The following is an 18438-nucleotide window of genomic DNA, read 5'->3' as shown; positions in this document are numbered from 1 at the left end:
ATTAGTGTTTTGTCCATAATAAAAAATGAGAAAGCAGAAATGTAAAGAGCAAGAATGCCTACGGCGTTATTATTTCTTCGACTATCTGTTCTGGTTGGGAGAAATAACATGGGAGAATTATCACAAGGTCAATTTCAAACAGCCCAGAGGAAGTGATATGCTGTGGGCCTGTATCGTGCTTTTTATATTCATACCGCTTCTGGCCATAGCCGGTCTTTTCCTTCATGACTTGGCATACGAGGTGTTTGGAGTCATTCTTGTAATCGTGTTTTCCGTTTCTGTCATCATGACAGACCGCTTGTTCGGCAAAATATACCCGCCTTCCCGGCGGAAAGCGGTCATGCAGCATTATGCGGGCTGTAAGTTCAGTCCTTTCCGACGTAACCTGTTCTTTTTCTCTCTCTATTTACTGGGTATTCCCGCAATGGTTTTATTAGTAACCGCACTGAAATGGATAAATGAAATACTCAAATGACAGAAGGAAAGAACATATTCAGCCGATTTTTCCGCATGTTGGTGATGCTGCATAAAATTCCTTATGCGCATTTCACGGAATGGAACAATAAGAGGAAGCACAAGGCGTTAGCTGCCGGAGTATATTGCCTGAGCATCATCCCGGAATATGTCCTGTTGGCCGGCACATTCCTGGCAGCAAGGGGGCAAGACGGGTATGTGCATCTGGTAAACGTGCCGCAAAAGGTTGTCTTCTACGGTTTGGCGGGTCTGGCGGTGCTGCTGTCCGCCATCCCTCTGGGATTTTTTGACGATAAGAAGATATGCAAGGAAGTCCGTCAGGAACTTCGTAAGCGTCCCCGTTACTGGAGACGGGCGTTAGCGGTCTATTGGGCGGTTATCGTAGCAATAGTGGTAGTTGTGAACATGGCGTTTCCCACGGCCTCGGAGAATACAGTTCCTGCGGAGAAAGAGCAGGTCGAAGTACCACAAAGTTACAGGGATTATCTTTCACTGCATTTCAAGATAGGAGCCCGTCAGGAAGCACCCAATGAAGCCTTGCAGCGTCAGATCGACCAAGACGAACGCACGACCCGATACGGGCAACCGGTCTATGCGATGCAGGTACGGGCAACAAAGGGGGATATGGACGGAGGGTTCCGTGCAAGGTTGTTGAACCATGCCACCATTGATGAAATCAGGGACGGCACACGGAAGTTTGCCGAATGCACATGGGGCAAGGGATATACGTCTGACAGCATAAGGATACTACTGACGGTATGGTATGAAATGAAGAAAGTTGAACTTTGTCCAGTGGACAGTCTGGAATGGACTGAAGATACGAGGTTCTAAGTACAGATTTATCTTGATTTCTTCCACATTATTGCATGACAATCAACCGATTTCGTTACTTTTGTCCTATATGAATGGAATGTTTCTGAAATACATATGTTTGGTATTACTGAATGGAATATGGAGAAAAGAAGACATAAATATAATCAGGAAAGGAAGGAAGCATACAAGCAAAAGCCCTTCATCAAACCTCCCCGAATTTCATTCTGGGACAATATCTTCTATTGGTCATGGTATTCGACCAAACATGGCTTGCCGCACCGTACCTTTGCGACTGTTACAGTTATGCAGTATGTCTATGTCGTGCTGTTCACGGCTGTCATACTCAACTGTCTTGACAGTCAGACTGCATGGCATCTGTATATTCTCCACAAGTCAAAGGGGATATTGGGCTATATCCTTGTTCCGTTTGTCATATTGATTCTGGTAAACGGACGGATCTACAAGGAAAGCCGCTATGAAAGGTTGAAGGCGGAGTTTGACCGGATGGAAAATTCAGAGAAGAAGAGGCGCAGAACAATATTTTGGATTTTTATAGGTATCACCCTGCTTGCTGGATATGCGGCATACAGGCTGTTCTGCCGTTTCAACATGCAGTTCCTGCTGCCTTGACATTAACAAAAACAGATTATCAAATGAAAACAACCCGCATCATGAACAAGATTATCATTTATCTGAGTGCCGTATTGCTGCTGTGCAGTTGCGGCAGTGCAAGACATTATGCAGCGTTTCAATATGACAACGGAGACGACTATGTAAGTGAAGGACTGTACCGCATAGTGGACCGGAAAGGACGTATCGGTTACGCTGACGAGACAGGCAAGACCGTCATCCGTCCTCGTTTTGCCTTCGGCTATCCATTCGAGGGTGGCAAGGCGAAAGTCACCGATTCGGGGGAACGGAAAGAGGTGGCAGGCTCCGGCGGCGAGCACTGGTATTGGGAAAGTGATGACTGGTACTACATTGACCATAGCGGAAACAGGATTGAATAGATGTAATCGGGGCATGATATTGTCACACCCCGATAGGATTCACTTTCATGGTGGAGAGATTCAGGTACAGCCCGTGATACTCGATCATACCGTTGCGGAACATTTTCCACAGGATGTTGCAGCCGAGCTGTGCCAATGTGGAGTTGATGAACAGGTCCTGCTTTTCCAGGGCCTCCGCCAGCGAACAGCTCGGTCCGGAATCTTTTTCCTTCACTCTCGCGTATTTGACATATCGTGTGATCACCTTCAGCGATTCCACCGTTTCGTACAGCTTGGATGCCGGTTGTTTGATTTTCTTCGGTACGGTTCCGAGGATGACCTGTCCCGTATCCTGCGTGTTGCCGAAGTCCATCCAGTACAGGGGGGTCTCGTGGCTTCTGTATTCTGAAACCGGCACGGCTTTCAGTATGTTCCACAGATCGAGACGGGACTTTATGTTGTCCGTGCATGTAATCGTTATGTTGGCCAGATTGTCCCGTCTGGCGTCCTTCAGAGCTGCCGGATAGATGTCCGGTACCGCCTTCCAGTCGTTACCGAAGAAGTTGTTCATGCGTGTGACAAGACACTGTGCCTTGTTCAGGCCGATGTCCGAGGGACTGAAGAGCTGTCGCCCGATATTGGCCTCCGTTACGATGTCGGAATCATACACAGTTATGAACAGCCCGGGGTGTCCGAGTCCCCTCAGTGCCGTGTCAAGCCTGGCCAGGCAGGTAAGCACCTGCGAGCCTGTTCCTCCCGCTCCGATAAGGTTTACCGTTACCGGATGCTGCGGGTTTATCAGATAGTTGTCGATGTAGTGTACTCTTTTCATTTCAGTATGTCTTTAAGTTTCATGTTGTTCAGCGGTTTCAGTTCGTCGAGGTTGAAGTCCCTGTCCCGTGCCGCCTTTGTCACCAGCACGAGGTTTGATTTTGTCGGGTTCCCGTTCCCTCCCAGGTGGGAGAATTCCGTAAGCCAGAATTTCCTTTCCCAGTACTGCAGCAGCTTCTCATAGGTCAGGTCCTTCGGCAGCTCTATCCTGGCGTTTCCCAGACATACGCTGGAACCTGTTACGTTGAAGAAGGGCGCGGCGTACAGCACGGTATCCGGTCCGGGAACATTTTCCTTGTAGGCATAGATTCTCATTCCGTGTTCTCCGGCCTCATAGATCACTCCCGGCAGGTAATATTCCGCGTTTTCTATTTTGAGCGCGGGGCTGAAGAACATCATCCTCTTGTGCGGAGGGTTGTACCACACGTATCTCTCGCTGCCCTTGCGCGGGTCGCAATACAACAGGTTGTCGGGTATCTTCCCGTATGGAGTGGTGCTGTGTCTTTCCGAGTATCCCTTCACGAGCGTGTTCATGAATTCCAGGGTTACCGGTCTTCCTTCCGTCATGTTTCCCCGGTCGTCAATTTCACGGATTTCAAGGAAAAAGTTCCTGTCATTCTCCGAGGCATAGGCAATCAGTGCCGCCTTGGGGTTGAGCGGCGTCTTGATTTTTCTGGTCAGTTCGTTGCTGTCTATCATATGCTTTCAGATTGGTTTATACAGTGATGTTGATGAATTTTTCCGCCCATTTGAAGAAACGTTCCGGATAGTCGTCCATATGGAACAGTTCCTCCGTTTCCGGAGACAGGTCACAGGTGGTGACCGGAATGATGTCGTATGTCTCCTGGCTGTAGGAGTTGTAATAGTCGGTGAGATATTCCGTTATCATGTCGGTGCAGTCATAGATGACCCGGATCTGCTTGCTGAGATACATGGGCAGAAAGTCCGGTTCTTCCTCGTAGAAGGGATCGTAGCCGTATTCCATGATGCCGTGTTCAGGTGTAAGGAACTCCAGCCCCTCCTTCATGACAGAGAGCAGTGACTGTTCGTACCCGTCCTTCGGCTTATATCGGTCGATTGCCTTCGGCAGATTCTTGTAATAGGATTTGCGTTCCACCCGGCGTAACAGGGCATGTATCCTGCCTTCCTCATAGGAGTGCAGGAGCCGCCGCCTCTTTTTCCGGTCAGATGCCGTTTCACCCGAATCATCCTCAGACATCAGTGTCAGGGCATAGTCCATGTCGTCCTCGTCCAGTATGGTGTTTATCCCGTTCGCCTGCATCAGGTTGTGGATGAAGGTGACGGATATGCGTCTCAGTTCCGGTCCGAGCCTTTCCATGAACTTCGTCGGGAAGTAATACAACGTGAGTTCTCCCCATTCATGACATTTCCAGAGACGGAACAGGAGTCTTTCTTCGTCCTGCTCAATGTTGACATTCATGTCATTGCCTACAAGGTTACACATCTCTTCGTGCAGTCTGGCAATGCTTTCGCCGGGCGTTCGTCCCGGTGTATGTACCGCCTCCTTCTTCATGAGGAGTGCATATCTGAAAAAGGAATCACGCAGGTACTCATAGTTTTCCTGCGTGATAAGATTGTGCGGCTTCCCGTCAGTACCGTCCGTGAACAGTTCCGATGGGGATATCGGCAAGAATGTAGCGTTCAGAAAAGAATTACGGCACCGCTGGGTGCCGCAATCCGTTTCTTCCTTTCCGTGCCGTAATGCACCTTCCTTTCGGTTTCCGCAATGATAAGTCTCGCGAGCTGTTCCGCCTGATATCCGTCCAATGGTACACATGATTTCTTCTTTTTTCTGTTGTCCTTTGCCATATCCTTTATCCTTTTGTTCCGATAGTTGTCTTGAACTCATATTCTGTCATGTCCTCCCTGATGACCGGTCCGTGAACGGTAGCCGTCGTCAGTTCCGGGTACATGTTCGAATAGTAGCTCATGACCATGTCCGGCGAGATGTTCGGATCCGGGTCATGAAGGGTTATATACTCCGTTCCTTTCTTGAATTTGAATGAGCGTGTCATTCCTTTGATTTCGAGTGCCATGTCTTAAACTGTCTGATAAGGTGAATACTTGGGTTCCAGCATGGACTGCGGGAAATCGATGTATTCCTCGTAGTCCTTCTCACTGTATGCGGGGTGTTCCTGATCGGAGAGGTACGGTTGCTGTTCGTCCTCCTGCATGAACCGTTCTTCCTGCCAGTCCTGTATTTCAGGCTGCGGCGGATATTGAGGTTGGGAAGGCTGCTGTCCTCCTGTCCGCTGTACGTATTGCGCGTGTGGCTGTATCTGCGGTCTTGCCTGCGGCTGTGGCGGCTGTTGTTGCGACGGCCATATTCCTGGCTGTTGCGGATGCTGCGTGTATGCCTGTTGTGGTCTCTGCGGTGCCGGCTGAGCCTGTCCCGGCATCGGCTGTGACGGTCTCCGCGTGTATGTCTGCTGCGGTGCCGGCTGTTGCGGACGTTGCGGTTGCGGATTTCTCTGTTCCGGTGCCTGCGTGTATGTCGGCTGCTGGGAGTGTGGCTGTTGCTGCTGTACCGAAGGTTCCGGCTGTGCTTCCTGTTCCATCAGGTCGAAGAGGCTTCCCCGGTTCATTTCCGTGTCGGCCGCCTTTATCTTCTCCTCGATTTCCTTCAACTGGGCGGCATTCGCGTGTGCTTTCGCCTGTGTAAGCACACTGACGGCTTCCCGGTGGTTTCTGGCCGCTGTCAGTTCTTCCGCCTTCTTCATCAGTTTCTCATACCTCTCCCGTTTCTCGCGTTCTTCCTTCGTCTCCTTGGATTTCGCTTCCTTGGCAGCCTTGCTGCTGGCGGCGGCCTTGTCCGCCTGTGCCTCGAACTGTGCCATGTTGGAGATCAGTCCGCACGTTTTCTGTATGGGTCTTGTGACTGCCTGCAGGAATCCCGTANTTTGGCGGGAATGCCATTCCCGGTTTCAGGGGCTTTCTTGCAGTCCGCCTCCACAGGCAAGGTTTTCGGGAAAAATACCGGAGCCTCGGGCGAGGATGATTTTTCCCAGAAACCGTAAGGCCAGACCTTGCCGGTGGAAACGGGCGGGCTGCGACCTTTGCCCCGCGAATCGGGATGGCTTCATCATTTCCTTTTCCTGCCGTTCCCGTTTTTGGGGAACGAAAGTGTCAGGGTGAACCCGGCGTCGAAAGTGACCGAAGCGTCGAAAGCCACGCCCTTCTTTCCCTTGAATCCCTTGATGAGCCGTGTGGAGCCGGAGGAGAAAAGCTGTTCCAGATGCTGGTCCGTCAGTTCCTTGTTCAGGAACCTGCGGTACACGGTCAGTCCGCACCCTTTATTGTCGCAGCGGGCACTCTTCTCCCTGACGATGATGTGTCCGGTCTTGCATTTGGGACAGGTGAACGTGCGGGCGGCTACCGCCGGAAGGCTGAGGTTCAGGATTTCACGGGTAGCCTTGCGGGTGTAGTCCGTGATGGATGCCATGAACGTGTCCGGTCCGAGTGTGTGCCGCTCTATCTGGAGCAGGGTCTTCTCCCAGCTTCCTGTCAGGGAAACATCCGCCACGAGCATGTCCTTCACCGCATCGTAGATATGGAGTCCCTTCTCTGTGGGGAGGATGCTCTTGCCGGAGCGGGCGATATAGTCACGTTTGAACAGTGTGGTGATGATGGCGGCTCTTGTGGCGGGCGTGCCGATACCCAGCTCCTTCACGGCCTCGCGTGCCTGTTCGTCGGCTATCTCCCTGCCGCAGGTCTCCATTGCTGCCAGCAGCGTGGCTTCGGTATAGAGCGGTCTGGGCACGGTCTTCTTCTGGGCCAGTCCGAATCCTGAAACAGGGACCGTGTCCCCTTCGGCAAATATGGCCGTACCCTCGTCGGTTTCCGGTTCGTCGTCCTGCCTGTCCTCTTTCCTGCGGAAGATGCCGCGCCATCCCGGACTGACGACAAGGGAGCTTTTCGAGCGGAAATCCATGTTGTCCAGACGGCACTCCATAAGAATCAGTTCCTTCTCGCAGCAGGGCGAGAACGCCTCCAGCATACGTCCGGCTATCAGCGTATAGACGGCCTCTTCCGCCTCGGAAAGCCCTTCGGGTGCGATGCCGGTCGTGATGAGGGCATGGTGGTCCGTCACTTTGCTGTCGTCCACGCTACGGGTGTTGAGATGCGCAAAGTCAAGGATTCCGGCACTTGTGGCGAATCCGGGCATGGCCAAGATTCTTTCCAGCAGACCGGGCACGCAGGCCATCACGTCGTGCGGGATATACCGGCTTCCCGTTCTCGGGTAGGAAATGAGCTTCTTCTCGTAGAGCGACTGGGCGATGTCCAGCGTCTTTGCCGCGGGCAGGTCGAGGTGCACGTTGCAGTCCTTCTGAAGTGCCGTCAGGTCGTAGAGCAGCGGCGGCTGTTGCAGGGTTTTCCTGCGCTCCACCTTCGTAACCGTCGCCGAAGAATCGGGAGTGAGACTGCGGTAGGCGGTTTCTGCCTTCTGCCTGTCGTCAAAGGTCGCGGGATGGAAGAAGCGGCGGTGTGACGTGCCGCCATTGAGGGTGACATGTAGCTGCCAGTATGGTGTGGATACGAAACTGCGGTTCTCCCTGTAGCGGCTGCATATCATGGCGAGCGTCGGAGTCTGCACCCGTCCGATCGAGTTGTTGGACGAGCCGGAGACGATGGCCAGGGCACGGCTGGCGTTCATGCCCACCAGCCAGTCCGCCTTCGCGCGGCTGTCGGCGGCGGCATACAGGCTGTCGTATTCCGAGCCGTCCTTCAGTTCCTCCAGCCCTTTCCGTATGGCCTCGTCAGTAAGCGAGGAAATCCACAGGCGTCTGAACGGTTTCGTGCAGCCCAGAAAGTCGTATATCCAGCGGAAGATAAGTTCCCCTTCACGACCGGCATCGGTAGCCACGATGATGCTGTCACAGCGGTTGAATACGCTTTCTATGACTTTCAGCTGTTTCGAGGCGGCGATGTCCGTAACCATTCCCCTGTCCGTGCGCATCTGTCGGGAGACCAGGCGGAACGGGTCCGGCAGCATCGGCAGGTCCTCCGCTGCCGTTTTCGTATAACCGTAAGTGTCCGGCGTGGCCAGTGACACGAGGTGTCCCAGTGCCCAGGTTACCATATATCCGTTACCGGAACAGTAGCCGTCATTTCTTGTATCAGCCCCGACTACACGGGCTATGTCCATGCCTACACTCGGCTTTTCTGCGATGATTGCTATCATATTGTAAGATAAAAATTAAGCCGTTTCCCGTTTTCCATGCGGAAGACAGGAAACGGCGGTAAGACATCGGTTTACTTGATAATTGCTCTCAGGTTATTTGCCCAACGGTGTCACTCCCTGGATTTCCAGCAGCGGGGCCTCGCCCTTACGGACCAGCTGGAGTGTGGCGTCCATCAGCACGTCCACGCCGAGGAGCACGAGGCTCAGGGACATCACTTTCGTTTTCTCTCCCCTGAGGAGGGTGTCCATCTCGCCGGAGAGTTCCAGCTCGTCCTTCATGATACCGATACCGGAGAGTTCGTCCCAGTTCACTTCATCAGCCTTGAAAGGCATGTCGTTTCCGTTTTCCTTTTTCATATTTCTTTCTTTTTTTATTCAACATTCATTTTCCGTTACCTATAGTCAGGCAATGCTCGCACCTTTTGACTTGCGGTTGCCCTGTTCCTGTCGCTGGCTGTTGGCCACCACGTTTCGCTGTGACGCGTCACGCTTACGGTCGGGATTTTCGTTGTAGAAGTCCAGACGCCCCTGGTTGAAGTTCGCCTTGACGTACTGCGAGATGGTCTTCCCGTCATATCCCTTTATGCCTTCCACCAGCACGGCCTTTCCGCTCTGCAGGTCCGCACGCTGCTGTCTGGTCAGTTCCACGTCCCATACCTTGGTTGGAATCTTGAAATCCTCGCGCTGCTCGAAACCGTCCGGCGTACGGGAGTAGCTCAGGCGTCCCGTTTCCAAATCGGCCTTGATGAAGGAGGAGAATTCCTCTCCCTTGCGGTTCACCATGTCATTGAGGAAAATCACCTTGCCGTCACGGAGTTGCTGCTGTTCCTCCGCCGTAATCTTCACCCCGTTGATTTCGTTGGGGATATAGATTTCTCGTGCGCCTTCCGGAGAGTCCGGGTTGTAGCGGGTGTAGGACGGGCGGCCCGTCGCCTCGTCCAGCTTCACGTAAGAGGAGAACACCTCACCGTCCTTGCGCTGCATTCCCTCCACGAAGATGGCTTTTCCGGCGTTCAGGTCCTCAATCTGTTTCTGTGTCAGTTCCACGCCCCCGAGTGTCTGGCGGTTGAAGAGTTTGTCGTTCTCGAAAATAAACTCGACACCCCTGCGTTCGGCATTCACCTGAATGAAGGCGTTGAACTCGTTGCCGGACTTGGCGATCATGCCCTCTACATAGACCTTCTTGCCTTCACGCAGGTCGTTCTGCTCCTGCTCTGTCAGTTCCACGCCCTTGATTTCCCTTGGGATGAAGGCATTCTCCGCTTTCATGGCGACCACCTCGTTGGTCAGCTTGTCGATGCTGATGAAGGATGGGATATACTCCCCGTTACGTCCTTTCAGTTCCACGACACGCCCCATGTTGCCCGTTTCGAGCAGGTTCTTCTTGTCCTCGTCGGAGAAGATATGTCCGAAATACGGTCGGTCGAGGTCGGGTTTCTGTCGGATACCATGGATGCCGAGCACCACTTCGCCCGCCATGGACTGCTGGAAGGACAGACGTGCGTCAGTCCTCAGTACGGCCGAACCGAAGTTCATGCTGATGGGTACTACCTGGTTGGTCTTGTATCCTTTGAGCATCTGTTCGAGCAGTCCGCGTTCCTGGAGGTATTCACGGGAGATTCCGAAATTCTTTAGCTGTTCCCAGTTGATCATGGACTCGTTGTAACGGTACTGGGGGGACTGGGTCTGCGGCTGGCTGTCAGCTGCGGCAGCCTGCTGCCGGGTTTCATTTTTCTTTGCCATTTCTTCTTGATTTTTTTGGTTGATACTTTGGTTTTCCTTGTTGCGCGGAACAATCTCGTACTGCTTGAGAAATTCCTCCACGGCTTTTGTCTTTTTTCCTGCGGCGATGTCCTCGATGGCCTGCTGTACGGCAGGGTCGTCCAGCCTGTCTTCCTTGACGGAGAGGATTCCGAAGCGTGTCGGGTCTTTCAGTTGGCTCCAGAAGTTCTTGATGAAGTTCTCGAAGGCGTCGGCATAGCGGTCAATTTTCAGGAAGGAGTTCCGGTTCTTCTTGTCGGCGGCTACCGTGTTGAATTTTCCGTCCTTTCCGATTTGAGATACCGCTTCAAGAATCAGTTCCATCTTGTCGAGGATGAACACGATGTCACTCATCTGCTCGTTTTCGGTGACCTGTGGTTTCGGGGGTTCTTCCCGTGCATTTTTCTTTGCCATAATTTTTGATTTTTAGTGTTGATAACTCATGTTGTCACCGCAAATATATAGGAGAAAAATTGATAAATAATTGATTTGCAATGTGTTAGGATACACATTACATCTTGTGTCATCACATTACACCGCAGGCCGGAGAAAACGGAGTGAAAAAACGGGGTAAAACGGCAGGAAAAGGAGAAAAAACGAAAGGCGGCAAAGGAAAGGGAAAAGGCTGGAACAGGCTGTACAGACAAGGGCATGGCGGTACGCACAGCCGCACAGAAGAAAAGGAAAAACTGTAATTATGCAGAGTTGGGAGCGAGCTGCTTTTGTCCCCCTTGATGTGTCCTTTTGTGACAGGAAGCGGATTTTTTTACGGGAATAACCGGATGGCGTAATCCATTGGGACGGCATACGGGAGCATGGTTCTCCCGTCAGATTCTTTTTTATGTTGACCTGTATCTATGCGTCGTAGGTCGCTTCGCTTGCTAAGTCCCGGTCCTTTCCCCAACTCGGACGGCAATACCAGAGCGTTTTTTCGGGCGGAAAATTACCGCAGGGAATTTTGTGTCCCGAAAACCGTAGGCTTGAACGTGGAGGTATTCGCCCTCCGAGTTAACTTCTCTGAAGGGACTTATCAAGTGAAGTGGAGCTTATGACCGTATGTTTTTGAATAAGGATTGCAGAAGCCTATCTGCCTGTCATTTCATTTAGTTTGTCGTAGAAATCAGAGGTGTTCAAACGACACCATAAAAGAGAAGTTAATTGAATGATTCTGAATAATTTCCAATCATCATAAATATAGTTGTCTTTTATGGGAGATTATGTGGAATGTTTCATATCTTTGTAGATAGCCATTGATTTACAATATCCTTGGCGATAACTTGGTAGAAATAGTACTAACCAAGAATAATCATAGATAATTTAGGAGATGAGATGTATTTTGATAATAATACTCATATTCATTACCTATTCCTTTCAAATAGTGAAAGGCAATGAATATGTGCCACAAATGGTTGATAAAGAATCAGCTATTATCATACGAACAGATAAAAAAACATATTTTTCTGTTCAATTATTTTGTAGATTTACAGAAGAAGGATTTTATAATAAATCTCTTTTTGTTGAAAAAAACAAGAAAACTATTGCAAAGATAAAATTCCCTTCTTCAGAAGATATAAAGAATTTTAGTGTGAAAATAAAGAAACACAGAAAAGGGGTAATACTTGAATGTTTTTATGGAGGAGGTAACAATTTATACAGTCGTCATTTTTATTTTAAATGCGATAAAGATGGTATGTATTTATATAAAATTATAGGGACACATACCACACCGAACTCTGATAAGACAATGACTGATAAAAAATACATACAACCTCAAATTGATATAAGTGATTTTGATATTGTAAATTATATAGATAACACTCCGTAATTTATTGTATTTAGAAATATTGGTGTTAATCCCGACAAATATAAGCAATCATGAAAGCAATAATGAAACAAATAATAGTATATGAATTATGAAACTTTTTTTATATCTAATTGCGCTATTTAATGTGCTTCTATCATGTTCTTGTTCATCACGTATTTCATATGAAAATTATGAAAATAAAAAATACAAAATTACGCTCAAACAAAAGTCCAATATCATTGTAGGTTTCATTATTTCAAATAAAGAGACAAACTCTAAACTGGCTTTTACTCCGTCATTAATTATGATTGATGGAGAAATACCTGAAGGAAGTCTCAGGTCTGATTATAATAGTACAGATGAAACAGAGCTTTATCAATGCGATTCTACATATTGTATAGATACAGATTCTATTTCAATTGCCTTTGCATTGGAGGTCTTAAATCATAAAAGACTGGATTTGTTAATATGCAATTCCCAGCTACAAGACTATAAAGATGAAAACTGTACGTTACTGAAACAATCTAAATAAATCAACTGGAGTATAAGAAGAAAAGCAATAAGAATGAAAATATGATAAAAGCATGGATAACAGATTATTTGGGGGCATTATTAAGATTTACATATTATAAATATGTTAAGAGGAAAAAAGTTATATATTCAAATTTTCTCACAGGTGTAAATACGCCTCGAACCAAAGTAGATAAAGCATTGTATGATAATAATTATGGTAAGAATAGAATGTGGTGTGCCGTTTTTCTATTAATCTTAGCTGGTATTTTAGGAATATGTTTTTCTTAATATACTATGATTATCAATAGTTAGATGTCGTGATTTACTCATAAAAACAAGGAAATGAAAAGTGTTACAAATAAGGAACTTATAAGTGTCATATTGGTAAATATTGGCTTATTAGCAGCTGCTGTTTATATGTGGCTCATATACGACCATAGACAAACGATAATCAAAAGTGAGGAACCAATACAAAATTATTCGGTACTGGAAGTTAATTGCCGTCGTAGAACTTCATCATCCATAGTCATAGAGTTCAATGGGAAGCGATATTATGTAGGAATTTCCAGAGATAAATGCGTACAGTTTGATCCACAAAAAATAAAATTCTTTTATGACAAAGAAAGAGATAAAGTTTATGAAGAAAGTGGGGCGGTGGTAAGACATTTAGTACCTAATTTCATTCTATATTTATGCTCATGTATATGGTTATTTTTCGTAATAAAAAAAAGACTTAGTAGTAGTTGATTATGTATTTGATGTCGAACAACTTCAGCGATGAGACTGGCATCGGCAACTCAATTTATGACGTGGCCGATGGCGTTCGAAAGAGAATTATCCGGTCACTTGAAGGCAACGTTTACTATGAAGCGCAATGTTACATGACAAGAAAGCAGGCGGTAAGCGGAAGAATTATAGAGAAAGAACAAGATTCCAGAAATGTTGCATAAATATTTGCTTGGTCATGGCAAAAAGTTCGGTGAAGAAGGTTTCGATTTAGGAACGGAAATATTGGAACAAGGTCGAGGACTCAAAGTCTCAGGAGCTGAAAAAATCACCGATAAGGTAATAGAAAAAAAAGAATCTAATAATACAAAAGAAAGTAAATAATGAGAACAATGGAACCCGTATCTCTATGGTGTATAATATTTATTAATTGCATGACAATCTTGAGCAGTATATGGATACTTATACGCCTATACAGAAACAGGAGCAAAAGAAGTGTTTCATTTTACATATATGGAATAGCTTCATTAATAGGACTGTTCCTAGGTGTAATAAGTTTCTTTTATCATATCTGTCATGCACTTTGTGCAATATTATGGGGGCTATATGTATTTATTGATACATATAAGGACCAGAAAAGTCATCCTGTATCAAAATGGACGACTAGTTATTCCTCAGTCCTTAACGGATATTATTGTGGTGCTGGTTTTATGCTCTATGGAACAATGATAATTTTATCGTATTACAACATAATATAGCACATGTTGTAAGGTAACTATTTGGCGGAAAGGAGGCAAGTGATGAAAAAACAAGAATTAAAGATGTATTCCAAAATAGTAACTATTATAGCTACCATAATTGGTCTGTTTGTTTTTGTGTCCCTGTATTTAGTTTTACCTATTCCCAGAGGTAGTAAAGTTGATAGTGATTATTATACCTACTATAAAAATATCAGAGGAATATACTATATCTCGGTTGAACACTCGCTTGAATTGATAAATCACGGCAGTTGGAGCTATCTCAAAGATGTGGACGAATCAACATTTACGGTATTAGATAACCAATGGGCAAAGGATGCAACCCATGTCTGGTTTGGAGACAAGTTGATAGAAAACGTAGATGTCAAAACATTCCATATCAATGCCAGTGGAGTTGCTGTGGATAAAGACAATGTTTATATCCGAGACTATTCGGGTAACGGTTCATACAGTTCCTACATAAGCCCTTCTCACAGTGGTATAGACGTCGAAACTGCAGAATACTTTGTGTATCGTCTCGGTTCCAGACAGGACGAATGGATGAGGGATAAAGACTACGTTTATCACTATGATAAGAGAACGGATGTTGACAGAAACAGTTTTAGGATTATAGGGGAGGACTGGTTTATTGACAAGAACTATGTCTATCTGACCGTGTATAATAATAAAACTCAAGCGTGGGATTTATGTCGTATAGACTCCTTGCAACATCCTATAGAGCCGGGTTACTGTTATTTCCGTAATGGCAGGAATGTCATTTATGGTGATTCTGTAATTGTCCGGGATATAGATATTCGGCGTTTTGAGGAAATCGGTGTCGGCAAGTATTTAGTTAATGATATGCTCTTCTTGAATGGAGAACCTTTCCTCAAAGACTCATTGGACGTAAATAATGCCACATTCTATTTTTACGGGCGCATTGCAACCGACAAACATCATGTCTTCTTTGACAGGAAGCAACTGGATGATATCGACGCCGCTACTTTTCGTCAAATAAGCAATGAGGTCTTTGAAGATAGAAACTACATCTATACCATAAAAGAAAATTCATGGAAAGAGGAATATCCATTCGATAAAAAAAGGAAATAGTAATCAAATATACAAGAATATAACAGTACAGAATGTTCCGTTCATAATGGACAACAATCTTACAAGAATAAATACCATATCTTTTGCTTTATTGGATCATACCAACAAACAAGTATATACTTGGTATAAAAAAGAATCTTATAATTTGTACAAGCACGATAAATATTATATTAGACTTAAAGATGACGGTGAGTTTTCGATTACCAGTTCTCCGTTTATTATGCAACTTCAGAATATATATAAGTTAATAGATAATTGAACAATAATCGGTTAGCACCTGCTCAATCCTAAGACATACAAGCTAATACCCATCAAGAATATAAGAATAGACATTATTCGAATGAAAGTAAATATTTCATAGTTCTCAATAAGATGAGTACGCCAGTTGGCATTGTTTATTTCCTCTGTTTTACAGAAAAGTTCTCCTTTATCCAATCGATAGGTTTCAATACCTTGGTCCGTCATGCAGCGTATATACAAGGTTGAATCCTTGACAGAATAATCATGAATCGATTCAATGTGGGCATGTGTTCCGGCCACTCGGAAACCGGGACCTAAAATTTCCAATTCATCTTCTCCAGTTATATAGAAATTGTAGTATCTATCAATCATGATGGAAACATCTTGTGGCAGGCGAACCGGATTAAAAATTATCGGACTTAGACCATAATATCGGCCATTGTAATCTGCCACTAAGAAAAGTACACAGGCAATGGCAATGATTGTCAGGCTTATAATGGGGCGGGGCACAAATTCTCTGATTCGTTTCATTCGTTCAGAAAAATAGAACAAATAAAAGAGTAACGCAAGTAATATTATTATTGAAATCGCTGCCATATTGCCATTATAATATTTTCAGTATATTCAAATCGGTATTTGTATCATTTTTTAATGACGAGCTTTTCCACCAACATTATATTTTATAATCAGTTTGGTTATATATGAGATTACGCATGAGAGGATTGGTGCAACGATTACCCATAGTAATATTAGAATTCCTACCAATTCATTATTAGTAATATATGTACCCACATCAGGCGGTAAATTTGCCGGACGACCTCCTATGTCATGCCAGTCCCACACAAAACCGAACAAGACAATGACAAAAATCACGGTTGTGACGAGAAGCATATATCCTGCCAGTTTCCACCATTGGTTCCTTTGTATAGTTTCCACGCCATAATACCACCGATAAAAAACAGGGAACAAAAAGCTGCACCAAGATATATGAGGAACAACCGGTGAAACAAATGGTTGGCCCACAAAATGACCATACTGATGGCAGAACAGATAATAACCACTGCTTCATAAAGCCAAAATTGTTTATCTCTCAGTTTCATTGCGAATTCCTTTATTTCAATAAGTTGGTCATCAGTCTTGTGATGTTTCATTTTTGTTGGCTTATTTCTTTTTACGCCAAATGAGTTTTATACTCCTTTTTCCGGTCTCTTTTTCAAAGTCGAGAGAATCCAGGGGACCTATGAGACTTTTCCTTATAACAGAATAAATATTACCTTGATAATAAATATCTCCGAATATTGAAGGATTTTCTGTATCAACCGGTATGGACTTATCAATAATCCAATAGTTAGATACTTCACCAGCAATAGTATCTTGAGGAAGAGTTTGATGAAACCCTGATCGTGTTTTCGTCTCAACTACAATCCAACGATCATCAAAACCGTATCTTGCTGTACCAAAAGGTATGACATATTCGGCAGGCTTCTCATCGATCGGCTGATAAATAATTTCACCGTCGGCACACAAAATATAATTACTACCCAAATTTTGTTCTATATCCCAATTTTTGAGAACTGAATTGAAATACAAGCCTAAACTGGCTATGAGAACAATGCCAATAATTATTTTTATTGGAATATTTAATTTGTTTTTTTTCATCCCTTATATTTAATATAATTCTCCTTGTTGATATTCATGAGGTGTGTTTTCATTACACGCCCAAGATTATGGGGCAAGGAGAATATTTGTAATATAACTATCACAGCGTTTATCATATTTACAAAGATAACTATGAAGTATCGTCTGTACAAAATAAATGACGCTTTTTATTGTTTATCAACAATATAGTTGATTTTATATATGTATGCTCTATCCATGGAACGAATTAAGCTTTATAGCGTATGATTCGTCAGGTTTGCCATAATCGAGCACTCCTCTTACTATTCCTGTTCGTCCGTCGGAAAATGCATTGTTGTAATATATTGTCACCGATACTTTTTGTGTATTCCACCACTTTGTTATAGTGTTCCTGACATTTGATTATCATATTTTCGCTTTTAGTTATCTCTATATTTCTTTATATTCACCGAATCCGAAACATCCGGCTATGACAAAATCTTCCCCGCTTTTGTCAGCCAGTGACAGCAGGCAGTCCAGAGTATCGCAGTAGAAGAAGATTTCATCGTCCATTTCCGTATCGGAATCCATGTCCAGGGCGATTCTTGTCTCCAGTGTCTCCAAGGTATCGTTCCAGCGTATGACGCATTCGAGGAAATGCGGTTCATGTCCCTTTTCAGTACGGTACTCCTGATATTTTTCACGGATTTCCTTCTTGATTTCCTCCGGCTTCTTCCAGGCACTGTCGTCCACGATTTCAAGGCTCAGACCCTCGACAAGCAGGCAAGTGCCTTTGTCATATACCATCAGGGTACGTTTTCCCATGTGGTTTTTTCTCAAGTTTTCCCAATCGGGAATGTCCCATCGTTCGGTAGTCCATACTCCCCGATAATTTTCGGGGACAGCGAGGTATTCGCTCAGTGTCATTCTTTTCATTTTTCTGTGTATTTATGGTGAAACAAAAAGAACCTTGCAGGTCTTGCAAGGCTCTCCAAATGCGGGATAGCGGTCAAACTCGTTGCAGGCGTCCCAATTAACGCTCATCGTGTATCCTTTCGGGAAATGTGTGCCGATAAATTTTTCAATCATGGCCCGTTCCTCTTCGTTCAGGCTGCCGTCCTCTTCCGTTCCGTATTCCAGGGCATATATGGCCCATTCGGGAATGTTGTCCCATTCCGTCTTTTTCATGTGCGCTGCCATAGCATACCGTTTATGCGGCGGAAAGTCTGCCGATTATCTCCTGAAGCTCCTGTTCCCATTTCCCGTCGCCATTGCCGAAGGATGGATAGGTAAGCTGGTACCAGTTGTGGTAGTCGAAGAGTTTCATCCTCAGCGGATAGTAGTCGAATATTTTCCGGCCGTCCCTGAAGATGCGGATATGATTTATACCTACGTTCATGGCCTGTAGTCCGTGTCCGTTTAGAATCTCATGGAATCTTTCCATCGGGGTGAAGTTGCTTCTGCTCATATCTTTCATTTTTTGAGTTAGACATCTGCGGCTTGTCAAGCCGGTATTTTATTTCTTGCCTGCCTTTCTGTCCCGTGCCGGATTGCGCAAGGCTTTGCGAAAAAATACCGGAGCCCCCGGGCGAGGATGATTTTTTCAGCAAACCACGGAGG

General features: G+C 45.7%; 23 protein-coding genes and 1 pseudogene. 9 read left to right on the top strand and 15 right to left on the bottom strand.

Annotation, left to right across the window (positions count from 1 at the left end; translation table 11 throughout):
• Positions 1-25 precede the first annotated feature (25 nt).
• The 4 genes from BQ7483_RS08045 (at position 26) to BQ7483_RS08035 (ending at position 2297) form a co-directional block, all read left to right on the top strand.
• A complete protein-coding gene (locus BQ7483_RS08045) occupies positions 26-475 on the top strand; it encodes a hypothetical protein (RefSeq protein WP_072545519.1) in 450 nt (149 codons plus the stop codon).
• Entirely contained in the window at positions 472-1305 is an 834-nt protein-coding gene (locus BQ7483_RS08040) for a hypothetical protein (RefSeq protein ID WP_072545518.1), read from the top strand. The genes BQ7483_RS08045 and BQ7483_RS08040 overlap by 4 nt, the downstream gene beginning before the upstream one ends.
• A 120-nt stretch (positions 1306-1425) precedes the next feature.
• The gene (locus BQ7483_RS17505) at positions 1426-1917 is read left to right on the top strand and encodes a hypothetical protein (RefSeq protein ID WP_139247595.1); all 492 of its coding nucleotides are present in this window, start codon (positions 1426-1428) and stop codon (positions 1915-1917) included.
• A 23-nt stretch (positions 1918-1940) separates the two neighbouring features.
• Positions 1941-2297 (top strand): WG repeat-containing protein, encoded by a 357-nt coding sequence (locus tag BQ7483_RS08035; RefSeq protein WP_235847334.1) that lies wholly within the window; start codon positions 1941-1943, stop codon positions 2295-2297.
• Between the two features lie 22 nt (positions 2298-2319).
• Here BQ7483_RS08035 and BQ7483_RS08030 read toward each other — a convergent pair whose 3' ends face one another.
• From BQ7483_RS08030 to BQ7483_RS07990, 8 genes are all read right to left on the bottom strand, one after another.
• Complete coding sequence (locus BQ7483_RS08030) at positions 2320-3108, bottom strand: PRTRC system ThiF family protein (RefSeq protein WP_072545517.1); 789 nt, start codon at positions 3106-3108, stop codon at positions 2320-2322.
• Positions 3105-3806 carry a prokaryotic E2 ligase family D protein gene (locus BQ7483_RS08025; RefSeq protein ID WP_072545516.1) on the bottom strand — a complete coding sequence of 234 codons (702 nt, stop codon included), beginning with the start codon at positions 3804-3806 and terminating at the stop codon, positions 3105-3107. The genes BQ7483_RS08030 and BQ7483_RS08025 overlap by 4 nt, the downstream gene beginning before the upstream one ends.
• A gap of 16 nt (positions 3807-3822) precedes the next feature.
• Positions 3823-4905, bottom strand: coding sequence for a hypothetical protein (locus BQ7483_RS08020; protein WP_072545515.1), 1083 nt, complete (start codon positions 4903-4905; stop codon positions 3823-3825).
• A gap of 37 nt (positions 4906-4942) precedes the next feature.
• Positions 4943-5164 carry a PRTRC system protein C gene (locus BQ7483_RS08015; protein ID WP_032944520.1) on the bottom strand — a complete coding sequence of 74 codons (222 nt, stop codon included), beginning with the start codon at positions 5162-5164 and terminating at the stop codon, positions 4943-4945.
• 3 nt (positions 5165-5167) lie between these two features.
• Positions 5168-5965, bottom strand: coding sequence for a PRTRC system protein E (locus BQ7483_RS08010; RefSeq protein WP_235847333.1), 798 nt, complete (start codon positions 5963-5965; stop codon positions 5168-5170).
• A gap of 245 nt (positions 5966-6210) precedes the next feature.
• Complete coding sequence (locus BQ7483_RS08000) at positions 6211-8310, bottom strand: type IA DNA topoisomerase (RefSeq protein WP_072544874.1); 2100 nt, start codon at positions 8308-8310, stop codon at positions 6211-6213.
• A gap of 93 nt (positions 8311-8403) precedes the next feature.
• Positions 8404-8667 carry a DUF4099 domain-containing protein gene (locus tag BQ7483_RS07995; protein ID WP_072544392.1) on the bottom strand — a complete coding sequence of 88 codons (264 nt, stop codon included), beginning with the start codon at positions 8665-8667 and terminating at the stop codon, positions 8404-8406.
• Between the two features lie 45 nt (positions 8668-8712).
• Positions 8713-10485 carry a DUF3945 domain-containing protein gene (locus tag BQ7483_RS07990; protein ID WP_072544393.1) on the bottom strand — a complete coding sequence of 591 codons (1773 nt, stop codon included), beginning with the start codon at positions 10483-10485 and terminating at the stop codon, positions 8713-8715.
• A gap of 964 nt (positions 10486-11449) precedes the next feature.
• On the opposite strand from BQ7483_RS07990, the gene BQ7483_RS07980 reads away from it, so the two are divergent.
• The 5 genes from BQ7483_RS07980 (at position 11450) to BQ7483_RS07960 (ending at position 14961) form a co-directional block, all read left to right on the top strand.
• Entirely contained in the window at positions 11450-11896 is a 447-nt protein-coding gene (locus BQ7483_RS07980; RefSeq protein WP_235847332.1) for a hypothetical protein, read from the top strand.
• 88 nt (positions 11897-11984) lie between these two features.
• Positions 11985-12407, top strand: coding sequence for a hypothetical protein (locus BQ7483_RS17500; RefSeq protein WP_055172693.1), 423 nt, complete (start codon positions 11985-11987; stop codon positions 12405-12407).
• A 41-nt stretch (positions 12408-12448) separates the two neighbouring features.
• Positions 12449-12676, top strand: coding sequence for a hypothetical protein (locus BQ7483_RS17495; protein WP_055172691.1), 228 nt, complete (start codon positions 12449-12451; stop codon positions 12674-12676).
• Between the two features lie 651 nt (positions 12677-13327).
• The gene (locus BQ7483_RS17730; protein ID WP_154673572.1) at positions 13328-13498 is read left to right on the top strand and encodes a hypothetical protein; all 171 of its coding nucleotides are present in this window, start codon (positions 13328-13330) and stop codon (positions 13496-13498) included.
• Between the two features lie 416 nt (positions 13499-13914).
• Positions 13915-14961, top strand: a complete 1047-nt coding sequence (locus tag BQ7483_RS07960; protein ID WP_055172685.1) for a DKNYY domain-containing protein — start codon at positions 13915-13917, stop codon at positions 14959-14961.
• Between the two features lie 270 nt (positions 14962-15231).
• On the opposite strand, the gene BQ7483_RS07955 is transcribed toward BQ7483_RS07960, so the two are convergent.
• The 7 genes and pseudogenes from BQ7483_RS07955 to BQ7483_RS07930 all read right to left on the bottom strand — a co-directional run bounded on the left by BQ7483_RS07955 (position 15232) and on the right by BQ7483_RS07930 (position 18286).
• A complete protein-coding gene (locus tag BQ7483_RS07955; RefSeq protein WP_072545513.1) occupies positions 15232-15798 on the bottom strand; it encodes a hypothetical protein in 567 nt (188 codons plus the stop codon).
• A 272-nt stretch (positions 15799-16070) separates the two neighbouring features.
• Positions 16071-16352 (bottom strand): hypothetical protein, encoded by a 282-nt coding sequence (locus BQ7483_RS18035; RefSeq protein ID WP_235847331.1) that lies wholly within the window; start codon positions 16350-16352, stop codon positions 16071-16073.
• A gap of 10 nt (positions 16353-16362) precedes the next feature.
• Positions 16363-16860 (bottom strand): hypothetical protein, encoded by a 498-nt coding sequence (locus tag BQ7483_RS07945; RefSeq protein ID WP_072545512.1) that lies wholly within the window; start codon positions 16858-16860, stop codon positions 16363-16365.
• Between the two features lie 210 nt (positions 16861-17070).
• Positions 17071-17248, bottom strand: a pseudogene (locus tag BQ7483_RS17490) (DUF4120 family protein).
• A 20-nt stretch (positions 17249-17268) separates the two neighbouring features.
• The gene (locus BQ7483_RS07940; protein ID WP_072545511.1) at positions 17269-17754 is read right to left on the bottom strand and encodes a hypothetical protein; all 486 of its coding nucleotides are present in this window, start codon (positions 17752-17754) and stop codon (positions 17269-17271) included.
• Positions 17755-17766: 12 nt separating this feature from the next.
• A complete protein-coding gene (locus tag BQ7483_RS07935) occupies positions 17767-18006 on the bottom strand; it encodes a DUF6926 domain-containing protein (protein WP_072545772.1) in 240 nt (79 codons plus the stop codon).
• 22 nt (positions 18007-18028) lie between these two features.
• On the bottom strand, positions 18029-18286 hold the full coding sequence (locus tag BQ7483_RS07930; RefSeq protein ID WP_055172787.1) for a hypothetical protein: 258 nt from the start codon (positions 18284-18286) through the stop codon (positions 18029-18031).
• Positions 18287-18438 lie beyond the last annotated feature (152 nt).

The organism is Mediterranea massiliensis, assembly GCF_900128475.1.
Classification (GTDB): domain Bacteria; phylum Bacteroidota; class Bacteroidia; order Bacteroidales; family Bacteroidaceae; genus Bacteroides; species Bacteroides massiliensis_E.
Note: the sequence above shows the minus strand (reverse complement) of the source record. Positions and strands in the feature narration are given on the sequence as shown.